The 22265-nt window shown below is 73.2% G+C and carries 14 protein-coding genes; 5 read left to right on the top strand and 9 right to left on the bottom strand.

Features of this window, described 5'->3' with window-relative positions; genetic code table 11:
- The first annotated feature begins 274 nt into the window (after window positions 1-274).
- The 4 genes from ACGFSC_RS23460 (at window position 275) to ACGFSC_RS23445 (ending at window position 5414) form a co-directional block, all read left to right on the top strand.
- A complete protein-coding gene (locus ACGFSC_RS23460) occupies window positions 275-3622 on the top strand; it encodes a nitrate- and nitrite sensing domain-containing protein (RefSeq protein WP_359915520.1) in 3348 nt (1115 codons plus the stop codon).
- Window positions 3623-3632: 10 nt separating this feature from the next.
- Window positions 3633-4046: a roadblock/LC7 domain-containing protein gene (locus ACGFSC_RS23455; protein WP_097236138.1), complete on the top strand. Its 414-nt coding sequence runs from the start codon at window positions 3633-3635 to the stop codon at window positions 4044-4046.
- Window positions 4047-4207: 161 nt separating this feature from the next.
- Complete coding sequence (locus ACGFSC_RS23450) at window positions 4208-4849, top strand: DUF742 domain-containing protein (protein WP_359915522.1); 642 nt, start codon at window positions 4208-4210, stop codon at window positions 4847-4849.
- Window positions 4830-5414, top strand: a complete 585-nt coding sequence (locus ACGFSC_RS23445; RefSeq protein ID WP_074001502.1) for an ATP/GTP-binding protein — start codon at window positions 4830-4832, stop codon at window positions 5412-5414. Before ACGFSC_RS23450 ends, ACGFSC_RS23445 begins: the two co-directional genes overlap by 20 nt.
- Window positions 5415-5481: 67 nt before the next feature.
- On the opposite strand, the gene cimA is transcribed toward ACGFSC_RS23445, so the two are convergent.
- From cimA to ACGFSC_RS23430, 3 genes are all read right to left on the bottom strand, one after another.
- A complete protein-coding gene (gene cimA / locus ACGFSC_RS23440; RefSeq protein ID WP_359915401.1) occupies window positions 5482-7086 on the bottom strand; it encodes a citramalate synthase in 1605 nt (534 codons plus the stop codon).
- 416 nt (window positions 7087-7502) lie between these two features.
- Window positions 7503-8615 carry a branched-chain amino acid aminotransferase gene (locus tag ACGFSC_RS23435; RefSeq protein ID WP_359915403.1) on the bottom strand — a complete coding sequence of 371 codons (1113 nt, stop codon included), beginning with the start codon at window positions 8613-8615 and terminating at the stop codon, window positions 7503-7505.
- A 248-nt stretch (window positions 8616-8863) separates the two neighbouring features.
- Window positions 8864-9901, bottom strand: a complete 1038-nt coding sequence (locus ACGFSC_RS23430) for a 3-isopropylmalate dehydrogenase (RefSeq protein WP_359915405.1) — start codon at window positions 9899-9901, stop codon at window positions 8864-8866.
- 269 nt (window positions 9902-10170) lie between these two features.
- On the opposite strand from ACGFSC_RS23430, the gene ACGFSC_RS23425 reads away from it, so the two are divergent.
- A complete protein-coding gene (locus tag ACGFSC_RS23425; RefSeq protein ID WP_359915407.1) occupies window positions 10171-12654 on the top strand; it encodes a YfhO family protein in 2484 nt (827 codons plus the stop codon).
- Between the two features lie 138 nt (window positions 12655-12792).
- Here ACGFSC_RS23425 and ACGFSC_RS23420 read toward each other — a convergent pair whose 3' ends face one another.
- The 6 genes from ACGFSC_RS23420 to ACGFSC_RS23395 all read right to left on the bottom strand — a co-directional run bounded on the left by ACGFSC_RS23420 (window position 12793) and on the right by ACGFSC_RS23395 (window position 22229).
- A complete protein-coding gene (locus ACGFSC_RS23420) occupies window positions 12793-16146 on the bottom strand; it encodes a S8 family serine peptidase (protein ID WP_359901562.1) in 3354 nt (1117 codons plus the stop codon).
- Between the two features lie 286 nt (window positions 16147-16432).
- On the bottom strand, window positions 16433-16597 hold the full coding sequence (locus tag ACGFSC_RS23415; RefSeq protein ID WP_359901559.1) for a hypothetical protein: 165 nt from the start codon (window positions 16595-16597) through the stop codon (window positions 16433-16435).
- Between the two features lie 286 nt (window positions 16598-16883).
- Entirely contained in the window at window positions 16884-18464 is a 1581-nt protein-coding gene (gene serA, locus ACGFSC_RS23410) for a phosphoglycerate dehydrogenase (protein WP_359901556.1), read from the bottom strand.
- 246 nt (window positions 18465-18710) lie between these two features.
- Entirely contained in the window at window positions 18711-19709 is a 999-nt protein-coding gene (ilvC, locus tag ACGFSC_RS23405) for a ketol-acid reductoisomerase (protein WP_359901553.1), read from the bottom strand.
- A 104-nt stretch (window positions 19710-19813) separates the two neighbouring features.
- A complete protein-coding gene (gene ilvN, locus ACGFSC_RS23400) occupies window positions 19814-20338 on the bottom strand; it encodes an acetolactate synthase small subunit (protein ID WP_049657946.1) in 525 nt (174 codons plus the stop codon).
- A 37-nt stretch (window positions 20339-20375) separates the two neighbouring features.
- Complete coding sequence (locus tag ACGFSC_RS23395; RefSeq protein ID WP_359901550.1) at window positions 20376-22229, bottom strand: acetolactate synthase large subunit; 1854 nt, start codon at window positions 22227-22229, stop codon at window positions 20376-20378.
- Between the last annotated feature and the right edge of the window lie 36 nt (window positions 22230-22265).

Below are 22265 nucleotides of genomic sequence, written 5' to 3'. Positions count from 1 at the left end.
TCGGTAGGCATTTTGTGATCAACAATGACTCAGTGTGGCGAATCCGCGTCACTCAGCGCCAGGTGACCACGGATTTGCTCCGCCATGTCGGTGAATGTCCGGATTGTTCCGGCGTGGGCGTCGGACTTCGGCTGTTTGTCCCCCATCCCCGCACGTGCTGAAATTCCAGCTACCCCTGGATGTCTCCTGCTCCGGCCCGTCCGGCGGAGGTCAGGGCACCGGGGTAGCGCTGGATTGATCCATGGCCGGCAGTCGGCCGAGAGGTAGTTGTCGAGTGAGGCGTAAGCAGCAACCCGCCCCGCAGCGGCGCTCCGAGCCCCGCCAGAGCGAGCCGAACGGTACCCAGGGGGATCCGGCCGGATTCTCCGCGTTCACTCCCACCGAGGAACGCGCCCAGGGCCCCGCCCCGGCCCCCGAGCCCCAGGCCGCGCCCACGGCGCCCCGCAGCGGCGGTTCGTCGGGCGACGGCGGCGGCTCCAGCCGGTACGACTTCCTCCGCCCGCGCAACTGGCGCGTGCCGACCCGTCTGATCGCGATCCTGCTGATCCCCGTGATCATCAGTCTCGTCTTCGGCGGTCTGCGCGTGAACACCTCGGTCGACGGCTACATCAAGGCCTCCCGCGCCGAGAAGACCGCGGAGCTGGCCAAGGCGGCGACCGAACTCGCCGAGGCGCTGGAGAACGAGCGCGACAAGACGCTCATACCCCTGCTCACCAAGCAGGACCCGAACAACGAGGTCACCAAGCGCCGCAACGACACCGACGCCGCGCTGAAGGCCTACAACGCCGCCTACGCCGCCTCGGACAAGTCCGGTGAGCTCCCCCGCCGCCACGAGGCCTTCCAGGCCCTGGTCATCGACCTGGCGCACCTGCGGGCCAACGCGTACAGCCCCGAGCTGTTCATCAGCGCGACCGCCAACGCCTACTCGGTGATGTTCGCCCCGCTGCTGGCCTACGACAACTCGGTCGGTCTGGGCTCCGCCAACGCCACCAGCAAGGGCCGCGCGATCTACGCGATGTCGCTGGCCAAGGCCTCCGCCTCGACCCAGCGCGCGCTGATGCTCAGCCTGCTGGTCGGCATCTCGCAGAATGCCACCACCCGGTACGAGAACGTCGACGCGACCCAGCAGATCGTGATCTCGGAGAAGCTGGAGCAGGTCTCCCTCAACGAGTTCAAGACCGGTAGCGCCCCCGAGGACGCCAAGAAGTACTCGGACGCGCAGGTCGCCCTGGCCACCGCCCAGGAGCGCTCGGCGTACAAGATGCCCAACGGTTCTGCGCCCAGCATGCAGGGCCTGCTGGCCCTGGCTGCCTCGTACAGCCAGGCCGCCGCCGACGGCCAGCAGAAGGGCAAGGCCGCCGCCGACGCCGCGTTCGCCGAGGCGAAGAACGCCGGCCTGACCCCGGACAACTGGAACCAGGCCGCCAACACCCACATCCAGGCCCTGCGGAACACCGAGATCGCGCTGCTGGACGACGTCCTCACCGAGTCCCGCGCCCTGAAGGACAACGCGCTCTACGACGCCATCCTCAACACGATCATCGTCGTCGCGGCGCTCATCCTGGCCGGTCTGCTCACCGGCTACGTGGCCCGCTCGATGATCCTCGGCATGCGCACCCTGCGCAGCGCCGCCCTGGAGATCGCCGACCACCGTCTGCCGGACCTGGTCGAGAAGCTCTCCAAGACCGACCCCGAGCGGGTCGACACCTCGGTGACCCCGATCCCGCTGCACGGCAAGGACGAGATCGGCGAGGTCGCCCGGGCGTTCGACCAGGTCCACCAGCAGGCGGTGGCGCTCGCCGCCGAGCAGGCCCTGCTGCGAGGGAACGTCAACGCGATCTTCACCAACCTGTCGCGCCGCAGCCAGAGCCTGATCCAGCGCCAGCTGGCGCTGATCACCGACCTGGAGAACAACGAGGCCGACCCGGACCAGCTGGAGAACCTCTTCAAGCTGGACCACCTCGCGACCCGTATGCGCCGCAACGGTGAGAACCTCCTCGTCCTCGCGGGCGAGGAGGCCGGCCGCCGCTGGAACACCCCGGTCCCGCTGGTCGACGTGCTCCGCGCCGCCGCCTCCGAGGTGGAGCAGTACGAGCGCGTCGAGCTCTCCGGCATCCCGGAGGTCGACGTCGTCGGCGCCGCCGTGACCGACCTCGTCCACCTGCTCGCCGAGCTGCTGGAGAACGCCACCTCGTTCTCCAGCCCGCAGACCCGGGTCCTGGTCAACGCGACCCGCCTGCCGGACGGCCGGGTGCTGGTCGAGATCCACGACAAGGGCATCGGCCTCACCGCCGAGGACTTCGCGGAGATCAACGAGAAGCTGGCCGAGCCGCCCACGGTGGACGCCACCATCTCCCGCCGCATGGGCCTGTTCGTGGTCGGCCGGCTCTCCCAGCGGCACGACATCCGCGTCCAGCTCCGCCCGTCCGGCGAGTCCGCCGGCACCACCTCGCTGGTCATGCTCCCGCCGTTCGTCACCCAGTCGGGTGCGGCGCCGGAGCCGGACGAGCAGTTCACCGTCTCGCGGATCTTCGCCGAGCAGGAGCCGACCGCCCAGTGGGCGCCGGACGCCACGGCCCGCAGCGCCGCCGAGCTCGGCTTCGACGACCACCTCACCGGCATCGGCAACGCCGGCTCCAGCGGGTTCAGCCCGGCCCTGGAGTCCGTCCAGCGCTCGCAGCGCCTCGACCAGGTCCGCCGCGCGGCCCTGGAGGGCGGCCCGCAGGCGCCGGTGGTGGACGCCGAGGTCGAGGAGGACTACCAGCAGGGCTACGACCAGTACGCCCCGCAGGGATACGAGCAGCAGCCCCACGCCGACGACCGGTACGGCTACGACCAGGGCGGCTACCAGCAGGACGAGTACCAGCAGGACGAGTACGCCCAGGACGGCTACGACCAGTACGCCCCCCAGGGCTACGAGCAGCAGGGCTACGCCGACGACCGGTACGGCTACGACCAGGGCGGCTACCAGCAGGACGGGTACGCCGACCAGTACGGCCGGCAGGCCGAGGAGTCCCCGGCCGGCCACCCGTACGCCCCGGAGCCGCCCGCGCTGCCCGCCGCCGAGGCGCACACCACCCTGCCGTCCGGGCTGCCGCAGCGCCGCCCCGGCGAGCAGCTGGCGAGCGGTGGCCCCGCCGCCGCCCCGTCCGGCGCCGGCGCGTCCGGCGACGCCCCGAACTGGTTCGCCGGCGCCAAGGACACCTCGGCGTCCCCGACCCAGCGCGGCCACGACGTGTCCTCGCTCGGCGGATACGGCCCGACCGGCCCGACCGCCAGCACCGCCTGGCAGTCGCCGAACGACGGCGACTGGCAGCGGGCCGAGCAGCTGCGCGAGCCCAGCTCCAGCGGCACCACGGGTGCCGGTCTGCCGCGGCGCGTGCCCAAGCAGAACCTGGTGCCCGGCAACGCCAAGCCCACCCCGCAGGACGGGCCGCAGGTCTCCCGCAGCCCGGAGGAGGTCCGTGGCCGCCTCACCAACCTGCGCCGCGGTGTGGAGCAGGGCCGCAGCGCCGGTAACACCGGAAGCTTCCGGATCGACCCCGATCAGGCAGACCAGTCCGGCAACGGACAGAACCGGAGCACCGATCTCTTCGGCGGCTCGAACCACCAGGAGCGTTGAGTTGACTCAGATGAGCCAGGCCGCACAGAACCTGAACTGGCTGATCACCAATTTCGTGGACAACACCCCCGGGGTGTCCCACACCGTGGTGGTCTCCGCGGACGGCCTCCTGCTGTGCATGTCCGAGGGCTTCCCGCGCGACCGTGCCGACCAGCTCGCCGCCGTCGCCTCCGGCCTCACCTCCCTCACCTCCGGCGCCAGCCGGATCTTCGAGGGCGGCGAGGTCAACCAGACCGTGGTCGAGATGGAGCGGGGCTTCCTGTTCCTGATGGCCATCAGCGACGGTTCCGCGCTCGCCGTCCTCGCCTCCCCGGACTCCGACATCGGCCTCGTCGGCTACGAGATGGCCCTGCTCGTCGACCGCGCCGGCGCCGTCCTGACCCCCGCTCTTCGCGCTGAACTCCAGGGCAGTCTCCTGCACTGACGGTTCGTCGGATACCGTCCAGGTATTCGAAGCACCTCCGCGTCCTTCCCGGGCCCGCTTCGGCGGGCTCGGGTTCGGACGTTGTACGGCCTTCGCACCACCGGCTCCGGACCTGCGCCGAAGCTCGCACCGCACCGCCGCACCCTGTGAGGAGAGGAACCGTGACACCGCCCGACGACCGCAGCGGCCAGTACGGCGTTCCGTACCCTGGCACAGGCCATGACGCCTTCGGAGCACCCGGCGTCGGCCACGGTCAGCAGTACGGCCGGCACCAGTACGGACAGCCCCAGCAGCCGTACCCCCGCCCCGAAGAGCAGTACGGCCAGTACGACCAGTACGCCCGGCAGCCCTCGTACGGCGCCCCGGCACCCGGCTACCCGGCCCCGGCGCCCGAGCCGGCGCCCGGCTACCGGCCCGCCCAGGAGCCCGGCCACTACGAGGAGTTCGAGGACGAACCCGACTCCGGCCCGCTGATCCGCCCGTTCGCGATGACCGGCGGCCGGACCCGCCCGCGCTACGAACTCGCGCTGGAGGCCCTGGTCTCCGCCGATGTCGACCCGCAGCGCCTGGCCACCCTGCTCCCCGAGCACCAGCGGATCTGCACGCTGTGCACGGAGGTCAAATCCGTCGCCGAGGTGTCGGCGCTGCTCTCGCTTCCCCTGGGAGTGGCCCGCATCCTCGTGGCCGACCTGGCCGAGGCCGGCCTGGTCGCCATCCACCAGCCCGCTTCCGGCGGCGAAACCGGAAACCAGCCCGACGTCACGCTGCTCGAAAGGGTCCTCAGTGGACTTCGCAAGCTCTAACGCGGCCGCCCCCACCCGCGCCACCACCTCCGCGAAGATCGTCGTCGCGGGCGGCTTCGGTGTCGGCAAGACCACGCTCGTCGGCGCCGTCTCCGAGATCAACCCCCTGCGCACCGAAGCCGTCATGACCTCGGCCTCCGCCGGCATCGACGACCTCAGCCACGTCTCCGGCAAGACGACCACCACCGTCGCCATGGACTTCGGCCGCATCACCCTCGACGAAGACCTCATCCTCTACCTCTTCGGCACCCCCGGACAGGACCGCTTCTGGTTCATGTGGGACGACCTCGTCCGAGGCGCCATCGGAGCCGTCGTCCTCGTCGACACCCGCCGCCTCGCCGACTGCTTCCCCGCCCTCGACTACTTCGAGAACAGCGGACTGCCCTTCGTCGTCGCCCTCAACGGCTTCGACGGACACCAGCCCCACACCCCCGACGAAGTCCGCGAAGCACTCCAACTCGGCGCCGACACCCCCGTCATCACCCTCGACGCCCGCCGCCGCGACAGCGCCAAGAGCGCCCTCATCACCCTCGTCGAACACGCCCTGCTGGCCCGACTGCGGTGATCGCGCACGACCGTGGCCCGCGGGACCTCCGGCGAGGTCCCGCGGGCCACAGGCGCGTTCGGGGCGACTACTCGGTGGGCTCCAGGCCGGCCCGGATCAGGCCGTAGGTGTACGCGTCCTCCAGCGCCAGCCAGGAGGCGGCGACCACGTTGTCGGCCACGCCCACCGTCGACCAGGTGACGGCGCCGTCGGTGGACTCGATCAGCACCCGGGTCTTGGAGCCGGTGCCGTGCTGGCCCTCCAGGATGCGGACCTTGTAGTCCACCAGCTCGAAGGTGGCCAGCGGCGGGTAGATGCCCTCCAGGGCCGCGCGCAGCGCCTGGTCCAGCGCGTTGACCGGGCCGTTGCCCTCGCCGGTGGCGATCCGGCGCTCGCCCTTGGCCCACAGCTTGACGGTGGCCTCGTTGCCGGTGAAGCCGTTCGGGCCCTGCTCGCTGATGGTCCGCCAGGACTCCAGCGTGTAGAAGCGGTCCCGGCCGCCGCGCACCTCGTCGCGCAGCAGCAGCTCGAAGGAGGCGTCGGCGGACTCGTAGGTGTAGCCGAGGTTCTCCTGCTCCTTCACCCTGGCCACCACCCGGCCGGCCAGGTCCCGGTCGCTGGAGAGGTCGTAGCCGAGTTCCTTGCCCTTGAGCTCGACGGAGGCCCGGCCGGCCATGTCGGAGACCAGCATCCGCATGGTGTTGCCGACCCGCTCGGGGTCGATGTGCTGGTAGAGGTCCGGGTCGACCTTGATCGCGGAGGCGTGCAGGCCCGCCTTGTGGGCGAAGGCCGAGAAGCCGACGTACGGCTGGTGGGTGGAGGGGGTCAGGTTGACCAGCTCGGCGATCGCGTGCGAGATCCGGGTCATCTCGGCCAGCCGGCCCGCGGGCAGCACCCGGCGGTCGTACTTGATCTCCAGCGCGCCGACCACCGGGAACAGGTTGGCGTTGCCGACCCGCTCGCCGTAGCCGTTGGCGGTGCACTGCACGTGGGTCGCGCCGGCGTCCACCGCGGCCAGGGTGTTGGCCACCGCGCAGCCGGTGTCGTCCTGGGCGTGGATGCCGAGCCGGGCACCGGTCCTGGCGAGCACCTCGGCGACGATCTCCCGCACGCCGGCCGGCAGCATCCCGCCGTTGGTGTCGCAGAGCACCACGACGTCCGCGCCGGCCTCGTGCGCGGTGCGGACCACCGACACCGCGTACTCGGGGTTCGCCCGGTAGCCGTCGAAGAAGTGCTCGCAGTCGATGAACACCCGCCGCCCCTGGGAACGGAGGAACTCGACGCTGTCCCGGACCATCTCCAGGTTCTCGTCCAGGGTGGTGCGCAGCGCGAGCTCCACGTGCCGGTCGTGCGCCTTGGCCACCAGGGTGATCACCGGGGCGCCGGAGGCGACCAGCGCGGCCAGCTGCGGGTCCTCCGCCGCCCTGCCGCCGGCCCGGCGGGTGGCGCCGAAGGCGACCAGCCGGGCGTGCTCCAGCTCCAGTTCGGTGGCGGCGCGGGCGAAGAACTCGGTGTCACGCGGGTTGGCGCCGGGCCAGCCGCCCTCGATGAAGCCGACCCCGAACTCGTCCAGGTGCCGGGCGATGGCCAGCTTGTCCGCCACCGTCAGGTTGATGCCCTCCCGCTGTGCTCCGTCGCGCAGCGTGGTGTCGAACACGTGGAAACTGTCGTCGGTACGGGTGACCTCGGTCATGACCCCTGGTTCTCCGTTTCGGGGAGGAAGGTACTGCTCTGCCGGACTTTCTCGTCCCGGCTCCACTGTCCATGATCCCGCGCGCGGTCCCGGTGTCCCCGGGCCCCTTGTGAGGGCCGTCGGCCGGTCCGGGAGAAACAAAAAGACCCCTCGCGGGTGCGAGAGGTCTGCGCGCGGGTCTGGACGCTAGTGGTCGCTCCGCATCGGGTCGTGCGGGAAGCGGTCACTGCGGACCGGCGCGCCTGCTGCTAATCATCAGCGAAAGCGAGGACACGCTCGAAGTCTGGCACAGCTGCCCGGGATCCGGCCCGCTCGTCTCGCGATGCGAAACGGGCGGGCCGGGCGGGTGGGGCGGCCGGGCGCGGGCAGGCCGGAAGGGCGAGCCGGGCCGGGCGGTGCCGGACGGGGTGCGGCGATCAGACGATCTTGTGCAGCCAGTGGTGGGTGTCCGGGGTCTGGCCGCCCTGGATCGACAGCAGGGCCTTGCGCAGCTCCATGGTGACCGGGCCGGGCTCGCCGGCGCCGACGGTCCAGTCGGCGGCGGCGGACTTCACCGAGCCGACCGGGGTGATGACGGCGGCGGTGCCGCAGGCGAAGACCTCGGTGAGGGTGCCGTCGGCGTTGGCCTGCTGCCACTCGTCGGTGGAGATCCGGCGCTCCTCGACGGCGTAGCCGAGGTCGGCGGCCAGCTGGAGCAGCGAGTCGCGGGTGATGCCGGGCAGCAGGGCGCCGGACAGCTCCGGGGTGACGATCCTGGCGTCCTTGCCCTCGCCGAAGACGAAGTACAGGTTCATGCCGCCCATCTCCTCGACCCACCGGTGCTCGGCGGCGTCGAGCCAGACCACCTGGTCGCAGCCCTTCTCGGCGGCCTGGGCCTGGGCGACCAGCGAGGCGGCGTAGTTGCCGGCGCACTTGGCGGCGCCGGTCCCGCCGGGCGCGGCCCGGACGTACTCCTTGGACAGCCAGACCGAGACCGGCTTGATGCCGCCCTGGAAGTAGGCGCCGGCCGGCGAGGCGATGATCATGAAGAGGTAGGAGTTGGCCGGGCGGACGCCCAGGCCGACCTCGGTGGCGAACATGAACGGGCGCAGGTAGAGGCTCTGCTCCGGCTCGTTCGGCACCCAGTCCTGCTCCTGGCGGACCAGCAGCTCGACGGCCTCGACGAAGGTCTCCACCGGCAGCTCCGGCATCGCCAGGCGGCGGGCCGAGGCCTGGAAGCGGGCGGCGTTGGCCTCCGGGCGGAAGGTGGCGATGGAGCCGTCGGCCTGGCGGTAGGCCTTCAGGCCCTCGAAGATCGCCTGGCCGTAGTGCAGGGTCATGTTCGCCGGGTCGATCTCCAGCGGGGCGTACGGCGCCAGCTGGGCGTCGTGCCAGCCCACGCCCTCGGTCCAGCGGACGGTGACCATGTGGTCGGTGAAGACCCGGCCGAAGCCGGGGTTGACCAGCCGGGCCTCGCGCTCCGCTGCGGACAGCGGGTGGGCGGAGGGCTTGAGGTCGAACGTGATGGGCGCCTGGGTGGCCGTGCTCATGGCTGTTTCCTTCACCGTGGGGTTGGTCCGGGCCGCCACCGCCGCAGATACGTTTCGGCAAAATTCGCCGGAATGGACGCACAACGGCACGACCCACTGTCGATACTCGCATCCAGAGGGCCGTGCCGAACAGCTGTCCGCCCTTTTTTCGAGGGCGGCGAGCTGCGGTAATGCGGTCCGGCCCGCCGGGCCGGAAACCTTGTCGGATCCGGCCCGTCGGCCGGAACTCCGCTCCTGGGTCCGGCCCGTCAGCCGGATACTCGGGCGGCGAGCGCGTCGCCGACCTGGGAGGTGCTGCGGGTGCCGGAGCGCTCGGCCAGGTCCGCCGCCACCGCGGCCTCGACCCCGGCGGCCTCGGCGGCGAAGCCGAGGTGCTCCAGCAGCATCGCGACCGACAGCACGGTGGCGGTCGGGTCGGCCTTGCCCTGGCCGGCGATGTCCGGCGCCGAGCCGTGCACCGGCTCGAACATGGACGGGAACTCGCCGCTCGGGTTGATGTTGCCGCTCGCGGCCAGGCCGATCCCGCCGGTGACGGCGGCGGCCAGGTCGGTCAGGATGTCGCCGAACAGGTTGTCGGTGACGATGACGTCGAAGCGCTCCGGCTGGGTGACGAAGAAGATGGTCGCCGCGTCGACGTGCAGGTAGTCGGTGGTGACCTCGGGGAACTCCTCGCCGACCTCGGCGAAGATCCGCGTCCACAGGTGCCCGGCGTGCACCAGCACGTTGTTCTTGTGCACCAGGGTGAGCTTCTTGCGCGGCCGCGCCTGCGCCCGGCGGTAGGCGTCGCGCACCACGCGCTCGATGCCGTACGCCGTGTTCAGGCTGACCTCGGTGGCCACCTCCTGCGGCGTCCCGGCGCGCAGCGTGCCGCCGTTGCCGACGTACGGGCCCTCGGTGCCCTCGCGGACGACCACGAAGTCGATCTCCGGCTCGCCGCCCAGCGGGGACCGCACCCCGGGGAAGAGCCGGCCCGGACGCAGGTTGATGTGGTGGTCGAAGGCGAACCGCAGCTTGAGCAGCAGCCCCCGCTCCAGCACGCCAGACGGCACGCTCGGGTCGCCGATGGCGCCCAGCAGGATCGCGTCGTGCGACTTCAGCTCCGCCAGCACGTCGTCCGGCAGCGTCTCCCCGGTCCGGTGGTAGCGCCGGGCGCCGAGGTCGTACTCGGTGGTCTCCAGCTTCACGTCGGCGGGGAGCGCGGCACCCAGGACCTTGAGGCCTTCGGCCACCACTTCCTGGCCGATGCCGTCACCGGGAACAACTGCGAGACGAATGGTGCGAGACATGCTCGGACCCTACTCCGCCGTCCCAGGTACTGACACCTGCCGTCCACGATGCGGACTGCCGCGGGTCGTCCGCGGTGCAGCCGGTGGCCGGCGGCCCCAGCCGCTCCGGCATCTCCGCATCGGCGGCCGCTGCCACGGGAACACGGTCGCGGGCCGAATCCCGCCGGTGCCGTCCCATCACCCCTTCGAGGGGGCGCGCGTGACGTCGGGGGCGCCTGGGGCGTGCTTAGGGTGGGCGGGTCCGGCGAAGCGCGTGGAACGGGGTGCGGATGGGCGAGCGGCGGCGGGAGGTGCTGGTCTGCGGGGGTGCCGCGGGGCTGGCCGCGGGCGGGTACGGGCTGGCGGCGGCGCTGAGCGGGCAGTGGCCGGCCGGGGCGGAGGCGGTCGCCGTGCCCTACCACGCCCACCTGTGGGACCTGCTGCACGGGCAGGCCGCCGGGGACCTGCTGGTCAACTGGAACAGCGGCTACGGCGCCCCGTTCCTGGCGGACTTCTTCGCCTACCTGATGAACCCCTTCTCCTGGCCCACCGCGCTGCTCCCCCGCGACCAGGGCCGGCTCGCCGTCCTCCTGGTCACCCTGGCCACCATCGGCCTCGGCACCGCCCTGATGACCCGGCTGCTCGGCCGCCTCCACCCGGGGCCCCGGTGGCTGCGGGCACTCGCCGCGGTCGGGTACGGGCTCTGCGCCTGGGTGCTGGACGTCGGCGGGGCGGCCCCGATGTGGCTCTGGGGCCTGGTCTCGCTGCCCCTGCTCGGCCTGGCCGCCGACTGGTGCCTGCGCGAGCGGCACTGGGTCGCCGGGGCGCTGTGCGTCGCGCTCGCCTGGGCGGGCAACCTGTACACGGCCGCGCTGGCGACCCTGGCGGCCGCGCTCCTGTTCGCCGTCCGGCTGTTCGCCGCCCCGCGCCCGCTGCGCCACCGGGTCCGGGCCACCGGCCGGGCCGTCACCATGGCCGCCGCCGGGGTGCTGCTCGCCTCCCCGGTGCTGTTCGTCGCGGTGCCGGCCGCCCGCCTGGCCCAGCCGGAGTCCCCGGTCGAACCGCTCGGCCCGTCCGGCGTCGGCGCCCACCTCGCCCGGCTGCTGCCCGCCACCCACGGCGGGCAGCGGCTGCCGGACGTGGCGATCGGCGTCTTCGGCCTGCTGGTGGTGTGCGGGCTGCCGTTCAACCGGCGGGTGCGGCCGCGGGAGCGCACCCTGTGGTGCACGGCGCTGGCGCTGGTGGCGGCCGGCTTCCTCTGGACCCCGACCGTGCTGGTCTGGCACGGTCTGGCGATCCCGGCCGGCGGGCCGTACCGGGTGGCCTTCGTGCTCAGCGGGCTGCTGGTGCTGGCTGGCTGGGTCTCGCTGGCGCACCGTCCGGACCGGCTCACCGTGCTGTGCGGCGCCGCCGTGGTGGCGCTGATCGCCGGCCTGGCGGCGGGCCGGCACACGGTGCGCCCGGCCACCTGGGTGCTGCTGGCCGTCGGCGGCGCCGTCCTGTCGGCCGCGCTGTGGCTGCTGGACCGCCGGCACTCCGACCGGCGGGCGAACGCGCTGGCCACCTGGGTGATCGGCGGCGCGGTGCTGGGCAACGCCGTCTGGTCGGGGTACGCGGCGCTCGGCTCGGCCCCCTCCGACGACGTCTCCCCGGCGGCGGTCCGGGCCGGGCACGCGACGCTGCGCGCGGCCGACGACTGGCCGCGCGGCCGCAGCGACCCCGGGCCGCACGCCTTCACCCCGAACGACCCGCTGCTGCTGAACGGCCAGGGCGGCGGCTGGTTCAGCAGCTACCTGCCGACCGTCACGGCACTGCTGCTGCACGACCTCGGCGCGGGCTGGACGGCCGGCGGGCGGCAGACCGAGAGCGTCACCGATCCGGTCGGGCAGGCGCTGTTCGGGGTCCGTGTCCACCTCGACGAGGGGCCGGCGCCGCGTTCCTTCACCCCTGTCCGGGCGGCCGCCACGCCGCCGCTGGTCACCGTGCTGCCCCCGGGCGCCCGGCCGGAGAGGTCCTCGGTCTGGGCCCGGCAGGAGTCGCTGCTCGGCAGCCAGGTGTACGACGCCCCGCTGCCCGTCCCGGCGGGCGGGCCGGCGCCCACCCTGCACGGCACCAGCGGCTGGTCGGTGCCGAGCGGCGGGGAGGGCACGGTGTTCACCGCCGCCTGCACGCCGGGCGGGACGGCCTACTTCCACGGGCTCTGGTACCGGGGCACGGTCAGCGGCCTCGGCAGCGCCTTCCGCAGCGACGGCGAGCAGCCCACCACCGCCGTGCCGATCCACCGGCTGGGGACCGTCCCGGCGGACGGGGTGGTCCGGGTGACGCTGCGGTCGGACGTGGTGAGCCAGGTGCCCGCCCGCCCGATCGGCTGCCTGCGGGCCGGTGCCCTGGAGGCCGCGGTCGCCCGGCTGACCGCGACCGGCGCCACCCGGGTGGAGGCCGGCGGGCACACCCTCACCGCGGCCCTGCCGGCGGGTTCCACCGGCACCGCGCTGCTCTCCGTCCCGGCCACCGAGGGCTGGACCTGTGCGGTGGACGGCGGCCGCCGCACCGCCCCCACGCCCGTGCTCGGCATGATCGGCGTCCCCCTGGGCGACGGCGCCTCCCGGATCGCCTGCGCCTTCCGGCCGCCCGGGCTCACCGAGGGCCTCGTCGTCGCCTCCGCCACCGCCGCCGTCCTCGCGCTGGTCGCCGTCTTCGCCCGGCTCTCGCGCCGCCCCACCCGCCCCCCGCGCCGCGACCGCCGCCGGGCGGCGCGGCCGGCCGGAGCGTGACGGGGGCGGGCGGAGCGCGACGGGGCGGGCGGAGCGCGACGAGGGCGGACGAGCCGCCGGAACGTGCCGGGCGGCCCGCCGGAGTGCCGGCGGGCCGCCCCGGCCCCGGTCCCGTGATCAGGTCTCCCGACCCCGTGGTCAGGGCAGGTCGAGCACCTGGGCCCGTCGCTCGGCCGGGTTGAGGTGGTGCAGCAGCAGGAGCCGCGAGGTGCCGCCCTGCGACCGGTGCACGTCGAGGACGGCGCCCGGGCCGGCCGGGACCACCACCGCGGCCGGGCCGGTGAGGCCGGCCCGTACGGTGAGTGCCGGCCGCAGCACGTCCAGCGGGACGGTCGGGACGGTGCCGTTCAGTCCGATGGCGCAGAGCGCGTCGGCCACGTCCGGCGTACCGGCCCCGGCGTAACCGGTCCACACGCCGTAGCGGACGGTGCTGTGCCCGGGCGCGACGCCGGGCAGGGCGCTCAGCCGGACGGGCAGCACCAGGACGTCGCTGTCGAGCAGGGCGGTGTCGGTGTCGCCCCAGTGGGCGTTGAGCGGCTGGACGTCCAGTTCGGCCCCGGTGCGGGCGTCCAGGGCCCGGGAGACCAGGACGTCGCTGCCGCGCAGCCGGTCGGCCTTGAGGACGACGTCGGTGCTGCCGTCCCCGTCGGTGTCCAGCGCCACCCGCACCCCGTACAGCCCCACCGGGGTGGCCGCGGGCGCCCACAACTGCGCTCCCACGTACAGCAGTTCGGAGTCGACGGCGGCGCCCGCGGCGCGCAGGTCGGCGGACCGCTCGCCGGGGTGCTCGACGCAGACCTCCTGCGCCGGGTCCGGCTCCTCCCCGGTGCCCTTCGGCCGGACGCCCGCGCCCGGCGCGATCGCCGCGGCACCGCCGCCGGGCGGGCAGTCCGGCCAGCGGATCCCCTCGCCGCCGAGCGCGAGGGCGCTGACCAGCCCGGGCTGTTCGCCGGGCGCGGCGCGGCCGCCGAGGGTGACCAGGGTGCCGTCCCGGGCGGTGCGGACGGTGGCCGTCGCCGTGAGGTCGCCGGTCGGGCGGGGGGCGGCCAGCACCGGGATCCGCAGCTGCGGCGGCGTGTCGTCGCCGACGGGCGTGAGCAGCACCCGGCCGGAGAGCTCGCCCCGGTAGCTGCGGGCCCGGCCGCCCTGCACGGTGTCGACGGTCGGGTCGGGCGCCCGCCCGAGCTCCCCCGGCACGGCGAGCGTCACCCGCACCCGGGCGGTGCCGCCCGCCGGGACGTCCACCCGGGGCGGCGTCACCCGGTAGGAGGCGCCGGGAAGTCGGGTGGCGGCCGCGTAGGAGGTGCGGTAGGTCAGCGGCGCGGCCGAGGTGTTGCGCACCTCGATCTCCCGGGTCACCGCCGTCGGCCCGCCGACCTCGACCGGCCCGAAGGAGACCCCGACGACGCCCTCCGCGGCGCCCTCGCCCACCGCGTAGGCGACGGCGGGCGTGCGGACCGCTTGGTCCACCCGGACCCGCCCGGCGCCGGTGCGCTCGGGCCCGTAGACCGGCCCGCCGCGGTCGTCGCCGAGGTAGGTGTCCACGGTGGTGTTCATCAGCGCGGCCTTGACCTGCTCGACCGGCCAGTCCGGGTGCGCGGCGCGGACCAGCGCGGCGAGTCCGGCCACGTGCGGGGTGGCCATCGAGGTGCCGCTCTCGCGCTGGCCGCCGGCGCCGCTGCCGACCAGGCTGGACCAGATGCTCTCGCCGGGGGCCGCCAGGTCGGGCTTGACCACGCCCGGCACGCCGATGCCGCGCGAGGTGAAGTCGGTCAGGGTGTCGACCCGGGCCGGCTGGTCCTGCGCGACCGAGCCGTGCAGCGTGTTGCCGGGCGCCGCGAGCCGGATCCGCACCGGCCCGGCGGCCGCGGCCTGCCGCAGCCGGTCGCCGTCGGCGTGCGCCAGCAGCGCGGCCGGGATCCGGTCGTTGCCGGAGATCTCGGCCAGGTGGTCGGAGTCGGCGGCGTACAGCGCGCCGATCGCGCCCGCGTCGGCGGCGTGGTCGGCGCGCGGGCCGGAGTTGCAGGCCCGGTCGGCTTCCCGGGTGCGCCAGGCGAGCAGCGCGATCCGGCCCTTCAGCCGCTGCCGGTCGGCCTCGCTGAAGTCGGCGCAGCCGTCCGACTGGTCGGCGGGCAGGGCGAGTTCGCCGCTGACGTCGCCGGTGGACCAGCCCTGGTAGCGCTCGCTCCAGTGCGCCGGGACGATCCCGGCCCGCTCGGCCGGGGCGAGCACGGTGATGCCGTCCACGTCGGCGTGGCCGTGCACCGAGGCGGCGACGGTGATCGCCCGGGCGGCGGTGCCGGGGCTGCCGCCGATGCCGTACACGTCGCCGTCGTTGCCCGCCGCCGCGACCACGACGGTGCCCAGTTCGGCGAGCCGGTCGACGGCCAGGGCGTCGGTGTCGTCGGTGCTGCCGAAGTGGCTGCCGAGCGAGAGGTTGACGACGTCCAGCCGGTCGCTCAGGTCGCCGTCCCCGTCGGGGTCGGCGGCCAGGTCGAGCGCCTCGGCGACCCGGTCGGTGGAGCCGTCGCAGCCGAACACCCGGATCGCGTACAGCTGGGCGCCGGGGGCGGTGCCGGGGCCGATCCGGAAGCCGGCCGGGTCCAGCCCGGGCCCGTACGGACCGGTGTACGGGCGGCCGTCGGCGGTGACGCCGTACCCGGCGGCGGTACCGGCCACATGGGTGCCGTGCCCGTTGCGCACGCAGTCGATCGGGTTGGAGCCGGGGTGCGGCACCGGCTGGTGGTGCGGGGAGGCCGGGTCGGGGTCGTAGTCGTCGCCGACCAGGTCCTTGCCGCCGACCACCTTGGCGTTGGGGAAGAGCGCGGGCGGCGCGGGCTTGCCGCGCTCGACCGAGCGGAAGGCCTCCTCGGTGCCGGGTCCGCCGAAGTCGGCGTGGGTGTAGTCGATGCCGCTGTCGATGATCCCGATCCGCATGCCCTGCCCGGTGCCGGCCGTCCGGTCGCCGGCCCAGACCTGCGGGGCGCCGGTCAGCGGGACGGAGTGGGCGTTGTCGCGCCGCTTGGCGACGATCGGGTGGACGGCCCGGACGCCCGGCAGTGCCCGCAGCGCGGGCAGCCGGTCGGCGGGCGCGCTGACCGCGAGGCCGGTGAGCACGGTGCGGGTGCGGTAGAGCTCGCGCGCGGCGGGTGCCGCCCGGTGGACGGCGCCGGCGAGCCGGTCGAGCGCGTCCCCGGTCCGGGACCGCTGGGCGGCGCCGGCCCGCGCGGCCTCCCGGCGGACGTCCTCCGGGGAGCGCCGGGCCCGCCGGGCCCCGTCGGCGGCGCGCCGCCAGGCGGAGCCGGTCGTCTCGGTGGTGAGTTCGAGCAGGACGGAGGCCGTTCGGCCCGCCCCTGGCGGTCCGGCCGTTGGTGGTCCCGCGGTCGGTGGGCCGCCGGCCGCCGGGGTGGCGGCGAGGACGGCGCTTCCGGCCAGCAGGGCCAGGGTGAGGCCGATCCGGGCGGCGGGTCGGCGGACGGGTGGCTGACGCACTGGGCCCTCTCCCCCGGCAGGGGGACTGATCCGCACTCCGTGTCGCTGACGCCCGCCCACGCGAACGTCGATCGCCCCTCCGAGAGCCCCAAATTAGGATGATCGCGCCGACGGGGACGAGCAACTTCCCTCGGACGGAGCGGGGTTGCACTCTACTGGGTGACATTCCGAGCGCCCGTACGGCCCATTCGGCCGATGAACGCCGGCCGGCACCCGGCCCGACACCCGGCCCGACGGCGGGGCCGGCCGCCGGACGGCGGCGGCGGTCACCCGGGGGCGGGGCCGGTCAGTGGTGGCCGGTCGCGCCGCCGTTGTCCCGGCGGTCCAGCGAGCGCTGCAGGGCGGCCGCCGCGAAGGGGTTCCGATCGGCGGCCCGGCGGCGGCGCGGGGCACGGACGGGGGCGGTGGCGGGGGCGGACGTGGCGTGACGGTCGGCGGCGGTCGGCGACATACCGGGCTCCTTGGAAGCGGCGCCGCGGAGGGCGGGCGCGAAGAGGGGGGAGGGAGCGCGGGAGCAGGGATCGCCTGCTCGTGAAGGCGCACGCGCACACGGGCCGCACACCCTGGCTACAGGGGCGGCACACCGTATGGCCCTTCCACGGTACGGCCGCGCCCCGGCCGTGTCTGCACGAATACTTGGATTTCCTAGTATCTGAGACGGGCGTCACCCGGGAGAACGCAGCAGGGCCCGGACCGCCGTTCGAACGGCGGTCCGGGCCCTGCTGGAGCCGGGAGGGTCAGCCCAGGTCGACCGAGCGCGCGAAGTGGGCGCCGATCTCGGCGGCGATGGCCGACAGCACCTCCTGCGGGATCTCGGTGTCCACGGTGATGGAGGCCAGCGCGTTGCCGCCGTCGCGGGCGACCTGCATGCCGGCGATGTTGATGCCCGCGTCGCCGAGGTGGCGGCCGAGCACGCCGACCACGCCGGGGCGGTCCTCGTACTTGAAGAAGGCCATGTGGTCGGTGAGCGCCACGTCCACGTCGAAGGCGTCCACGCCGACGATCTTCTGGGTCTGCTTGGGGCCGGCCAGCGTGCCGGAGATGGCGATCTCCTCGCCGCCCCCGAGCGTGCCGCGGACGGTGATCACGTTGCGGTGCTCGGGGCTCTCGCTGGAGGTGGTCAGCCGGACCTCGACACCGCGCTCCTGGGCGAACAGCGGGGCGTTGACGTAGGACACCGTCTCCGCCACCACGTCCTCGAACACGCCCTTCAGCGCGGACAGTTCGAGCACCTTCACGTCGTGCTGGGTGATCTCGCCGCGGACCTCGACGTCGAGGCGGACGGCCACCTCGCCGGCCAGCGCGGTGAAGATCCGGCCGAGCTTCTCGGCCAGCGGCAGGCCCGGGCGGACGTCCTCGGCGATCACGCCGCCCTGGACGTTCACCGCGTCCGGCACCAGCTCGCCGGCCAGCGCGAGCCGCACCGACCTGGCGACCGCGATGCCGGCCTTCTCCTGCGCCTCGTCGGTGGAGGCGCCCAGGTGCGGGGTGGCGACCACGTTGTCGAAGGCGAACAGCGGGGAGTCGGTGCACGGCTCCTTGGCGTACACGTCCAGGCCGGCGCCGGCCACCCGGCCGTCGCGCAGCGCGCTCGCCAGCGCCTCCTCGTCCACGATGCCGCCGCGGGCGGCGTTCACGATGCGGACGGTCGGCTTGACCTTGTGCAGCGCCTCGTCGCCGATCAGGCCGATGGTCTCCGGGGTCTTGGGGAGGTGGACGGTGATGAAGTCCGAGACCTCCAGCAGCTCCTCCAGGGTGACCAGCTTGACGCCCATCTGCGCGGCGCGGGCGGCCTGGATGTAGGGGTCGTACGCGACGATCTTCATCCCGAACGCGGACATCCGCTGGGCGACCAGCACGCCGATCCGGCCGAGGCCGACGACACCGAGGGTCTTCTCGCTCAGCTCGACGCCGGTGTACTTGTTGCGCTTCCACTCGCCCTGCTTGAGCGCGGCGTTGGCCGGCGCGATGTTGCGGGCGACGGAGATCAGCAGGCCGCAGGCGAGCTCGGCGGCGGTGACGATGTTGGAGGTCGGCGCGTTGACGACCATCACGCCGGCCTTGGTGGCGGCGGAGACGTCCACGTTGTCCAGGCCGACACCGGCCCGGGCGACCACCTTGAGCTTGCGGGCGACGGCCAGCGCCTCGGCGTCGACCTTGGTGGCGGAGCGGATCAGGATCGCGTCGACGTCGGCGATCGCGGTGAGCAGCTCGGTGCGGTCGGCGCCGTTGCAGTGGCGGATCTCGAAGTCGGGGCCGAGGGCGTCGACGGTGGCGGGCGAGAGCTCTTCGGCGATCAGTACAACGGATTTGCTCACGACAGTGGGGTCCTTAACTGTCCGGTTCCCCCGGGCACGTAGGTGGCGTGGAGGGCGGGGGAAGGTGGCATGCCGCGTAGGTAGACGCACGACGCTGTGGGCCTGACGCGCACTCGGAGTGTATCGACGGGCTGGGTAGCGGGCTGCTCCCGTCCGGCGAAATCACCCGGACGAGAGCAGCCTACTTGTACAAGGGAGTTACAAAATCGGGGCCGGCGGCGCAGCCGGTACCGGCCCGGAAGGGGGTCAGGCCTTCTCGTTGACCCAGCTCATCAGCGAGCGCAGCTTCTTGCCGGTGGTCTCCAGCAGGTGGTCCTCGTCGGCCTTCTTGTACTCGTTGTACTTGGGCAGACCCGCCTTGTACTCGGCGATCCAGGTGTTGGCGAAGGTGCCGTCCTGGATCTCGGCGAGGACCTTCTTCATCTCGGCCTTGGTGGCGTCGGTGATGATCCGCGGGCCGGTGACGTAGTCGCCCCACTCGGCGGTCTCGGAGACCGACCAGCGCATCTTCTCCAGGCCGCCCTCGTACATCAGGTCGACGATGAGCTTCAGCTCGTGCAGGCACTCGAAGTAGGCGATCTCCGGCTGGTAGCCGGCCTCGACCAGGGTCTCGAAACCGGCCTTCACCAGGGCGGCGGTGCCACCGCAGAGGACGGCCTGCTCGCCGAACAGGTCGGTCTCGGTCTCCTCGGTGAAGGTGGTCTTGATGACGCCGGCCTTGGTGGCGCCCAGGCCCTTGGCGTACGACAGCGCCAGGGCGAAGGCGTTGCCCGAGGCGTCCTGCTCGACCGCGACGATCGCGGGGACGCCGCGGCCCTCCTCGTACTGGCGGCGGACCAGGTGGCCCGGGCCCTTCGGGGCGACCATGCAGACGTCGACGTCCGCCGGGGGCTTGATGAAGCCGAAGCGGATGTTCAGGCCGTGGCCGAAGAACAGGGCGTCGCCGGCCTTCAGGTGCGGGGCGATGTCGGCCTCGTAGACGTCGGCCTGGATCGGGTCCGGCACCAGGATCATGATGACGTCGGCCTCGGCCGCCGCCTCGGCCGGGGTGACGACGCGCAGGCCGGCCTCCTCCGCCTTGGCGCGGGACGTGGACTCCGGCTTCAGGCCGACCCGGACGTCGGCGCCGGAGTCGCGCAGCGACAGCGCGTGGGCGTGGCCCTGGCTTCCGTAGCCGATGACCGCGACCTTGCGGCCCTGGATGATGGACAGGTCGGCGTCGTCTTCGTAGAACAGCTCGGCCACGGGGGCACATCTCCTTGCGTGATGGTTGCCGGGTACGCGGTGCTCACCGTATGCGCACGCGGCGGGGGTTTGGGTCTTTGCGTCAGGGTTTGAGACGGCGCTGTTTACGCGCTGCGGTCCAGGGCGCGCAGCGAGCGGTCCGTGATGGAACGCGCGCCGCGGCCGATGGCGACCAGGCCGGACTGGACCAACTCCTTGATGCCGTAAGGCTCCAGCATCCGGAGCATGGCCTCCAGCTTGTCCGAACTGCCGGTGGCCTCGATGGTCACCGCTTCGGGCGACACGTCGACGGTCTTGGCACGGAACAGCTGGACGATCTCGACGATCTGCGACCGGGTCTCGTTGTCGGCGCGGACCTTCACCAGGACCAGTTCCCGCTGGATCGCAGCGGACTGGTCGAGTTCGACGATCTTTATCACGTTCACGAGCTTGTTGAGCTGCTTGGTGACCTGTTCCAGCGGGAGGTCCTCGACGTTGACCACGATCGTCATCCGGGACACGTCCGGATGCTCGGTCGAGCCGACGGCGAGGGAGTCGATGTTGAAGCCCCGACGGGAGAACAGGGCGGCGATGCGGGCGAGCACGCCGGGCTTGTTCTCGACCAGGACGGAGAGGGTGTGCTTGGACATGGGATTCCTCAGTCGTTCTGGAAACTGCAGGGGCTGGTCAGTCGAGGTCGTCGCCGAAGTCGGGGCGCACGCCCTTGGCGAACTGGATCTCGTCGTTGCTGGTGCCGGCCGCGACCATCGGCCAGACCATGGCGTCCTGGTGGACGATGAAGTCGATGACCACCGGGCGGTCGTTGATCTCCATCGCCTGCTTGATGACCGCGTCGAGGTCCTCGGGGCGCTCGCAGCGCAGGCCGACGCAGCCCATCGCCTCGGACAGCAGGACGAAGTCGGGGATCCGGGTGCCCTGGGCCGGCGGCTCGATGCCGTCGTGGCCGGGGCCGGAGTGCAGCACGGTGTTGGAGTAGCGCTGGTTGTAGAACAGCGTCTGCCACTGCCGGACCATGCCCAGCGAACCGTTGTTGATGACCGCGACCTTGATCGGGATGTCGTTCAGGGCGCAGGTGACCAGCTCCTGGTTGGTCATCTGGAAGCAGCCGTCGCCGTCGATGGCCCAGACCGCGGTCTCCGGGCGGCCGGCCTTGGCGCCCATCGCCGCGGGGACGGCGTAGCCCATCGTCCCGGCGCCGCCCGAGTTGAGCCAGGTGCCCGGCTTCTCGAACTGGATGAACTGCGAGCTCCACATCTGGTGCTGGCCCACGCCCGCGGCGTAGATGGCCTCGGGGCCGACCAGCCGGCCGATCCGCTCGATGACCTGCTGCGGCGAGAGCTGCCCGTCCGGGGCCGGCTCGTAGCCGAGCGGGTAGGTCTTCTTCCACTCGTCGAGCCGCTCCCACCACTCGGTGTAGTCGCCCCGGTGGCCGGCGTCGAACTCGGCCTGGACGGCGACGATCAGGTCGGCGAGCACCTCGCGGGCGTCGCCGACGATCGGCACGTCCGCCGGGCGGTTCTTGCCGATCTCGGCCGGGTCGATGTCGGCGTGGACGACCTTGGCGCCGGGGGCGAAGCCGTCCAGCTTGCCGGTGACGCGGTCGTCGAAGCGGGCGCCCAGGGTGAACAGCAGGTCCGCCTTCTGGAGCGCGGTGACGGCCGGGACGGAGCCGTGCATGCCGGGCATGCCCAGGTGCTGGGGGTGGCTGTCCGGGAAGGCGCCGAGCGCCATCAGGGTGGTGACCACCGGGGCGCCGGTCAGCTCGGCGAGGATCCGCAGCTCGGCGGTGGCCTGCGCCTTGAGCACGCCGCCGCCGACGTACAGCACCGGACGCTTGGCGCCGACCAGCATCTTCGCGGCCTCGCGGATCTGCTTGGCGTGCGGCTTGGTCACCGGGCGGTAGCCGGGCAGCGCGGTCTCGACCGGCCAGCGGAAGGTGGTGGTCGCCTGGAGCGCGTCCTTCGCGATGTCGACCAGGACCGGGCCGGGGCGGCCGGTGGCGGCGATGTGGAAGGCCTCCGCGATCACCCGGGGGATCTCGGCCGGGTCGGTGACCAGGTAGTTGTGCTTGGTGATCGGCATCGTGATGCCGCAGATGTCCGCCTCCTGGAAGGCGTCGGTGCCGATCGCCTTGGAGGAGACCTGGCCGGTGATCGCGACGACCGGCACCGAGTCCATGTAGGCGTCGGCGATCGGGGTGACCAGGTTGGTCGCGCCCGGGCCGGAGGTCGCCATGCAGACCCCGACCCGGCCGGTGGCCTGGGCGTAGCCGGTGGCGGCGTGACCGGCGCCCTGCTCGTGGCGGACCAGGATGTGGCGCACCTTGACGGAGTCCATCAGGGGGTCGTACGCGGGAAGGATGGCCCCGCCCGGAATGCCGAAGACGGTGTCCGCGCCCACGGCCTCCAGGGAGCGGATGAGCGACTGGGCGCCGGTCATGGTCTCGACGACGTGCTGGGGAGCGGGAGCGTTGGCGGCCGGGTTGTCCCCGCGGCGGGGGGATGCGGCGTGCTCAGTCATCTGCCTGTCTCTTCTCGGGATTTGCCGACCAGGTGC

The organism is Kitasatospora sp. NPDC048715 (genome assembly GCF_043198905.1).
GTDB lineage: Bacteria > Actinomycetota > Actinomycetes > Streptomycetales > Streptomycetaceae > Kitasatospora > Kitasatospora lactacystinica.
This window is presented reverse-complemented; position numbering and strand designations above follow the sequence as displayed.

Bases quoted from the DNA above. Each gene is read 5' to 3' on its own strand.
- cimA (WP_359915401.1), bottom strand. From the start codon at position 7,086: ATGACCGAGGTCACCCGTACCGACGACAGTTTCCACGTGTTCGACACC.
- ACGFSC_RS23455 (WP_097236138.1), top strand. From the start codon at position 3,633: ATGAGCCAGGCCGCACAGAACCTGAACTGGCTGATCACCAATTTCGTG.
- ACGFSC_RS23430 (WP_359915405.1), bottom strand. From the start codon at position 9,901: ATGTCTCGCACCATTCGTCTCGCAGTTGTTCCCGGTGACGGCATCGGC.
- ACGFSC_RS23395 (WP_359901550.1), bottom strand. From the start codon at position 22,229: ATGACTGAGCACGCCGCATCCCCCCGCCGCGGGGACAACCCGGCCGCC.
- ACGFSC_RS23425 (WP_359915407.1), top strand. From the start codon at position 10,171: ATGGGCGAGCGGCGGCGGGAGGTGCTGGTCTGCGGGGGTGCCGCGGGG.
- ilvN (WP_049657946.1), bottom strand. From the start codon at position 20,338: ATGTCCAAGCACACCCTCTCCGTCCTGGTCGAGAACAAGCCCGGCGTG.
- ACGFSC_RS23415 (WP_359901559.1), bottom strand. From the start codon at position 16,597: ATGTCGCCGACCGCCGCCGACCGTCACGCCACGTCCGCCCCCGCCACC.
- ACGFSC_RS23435 (WP_359915403.1), bottom strand. From the start codon at position 8,615: ATGAGCACGGCCACCCAGGCGCCCATCACGTTCGACCTCAAGCCCTCC.